This window comes from Candidatus Dorea massiliensis AP6 (assembly GCF_964245105.1).
Lineage (GTDB): Bacteria > Bacillota > Clostridia > Lachnospirales > Lachnospiraceae > Laedolimicola > Laedolimicola intestinihominis.
The window spans coordinates 1-633 of record NZ_CAXTKW010000051.1 but is presented as its reverse complement, the minus strand read 5'-3'; the positions used below and the strand labels follow the sequence as shown (position 1 = coordinate 633).

Annotated in this window: 1 tRNA gene and 2 rRNA genes; all 3 read left to right on the top strand. The window is 44.1% G+C overall.

Annotated features, from left to right (window positions below):
• Positions 1 to 65 (top strand): 16S ribosomal RNA (locus ACESZP_RS17960); the annotation flags it as partial.
• A gap of 115 nt (positions 66 to 180) precedes the next feature.
• Positions 181 to 298 (top strand): 5S ribosomal RNA (rrf, locus tag ACESZP_RS17955).
• Positions 299 to 306: 8 nt separating this feature from the next.
• Positions 307 to 380 (top strand) — tRNA-Ile (locus ACESZP_RS17950).
• Positions 381 to 633: the final 253 nt, after the last annotated feature.

Below are 633 nucleotides of genomic sequence, written 5' to 3'. Positions count from 1 at the left end.
TGATAACTGGGGTGAAGTCGTAACAAGGTAGCCGTATCGGAAGGTGCGGCTGGATCACCTCCTTTCTAAGGAAGAATAAGTAGGGGAACACGAATGTGTTAAGTACACTGTTTAGTTATGAAGGCTCGTAAAGAGTCTGACACTAACAATTACATATTGTATTAGGAAGTGTTCAAAACTTCCGGTGGCGATGCGCTTAGGGGACACACCCGTTCCCATCCCGAACACGATGGTTAAGACCTAAGCGGCCGATGGTACTATGTTGGAGACGATATGGGAGAGCAGGTGGCTGCCGGATTGATAACCGGGCTTATAGCTCAGCCGGTTAGAGCGCACGCCTGATAAGCGTGAGGTCGGTGGTTCGAGTCCACTTAAGCCCATTGTCGAAATTCATAAATCTGTGAATGTCGACACCAAGATTTACATTGTACCTTGAAAACTATATACTGAAATATCTACAAGTTAAATTCAATTCTTAGAATGAATTTAACACAAGACATCCGAGGTGATTATCCTAAAAGGTAATCATTCCAAGAGGACAAAAACCTCTGAAAAAAACAAACCTATGACCCTCATACAACGCTATGTATGAGCTGATTGCTCACCGGCAGTCAGAATGGTCAAGCGTGAAAG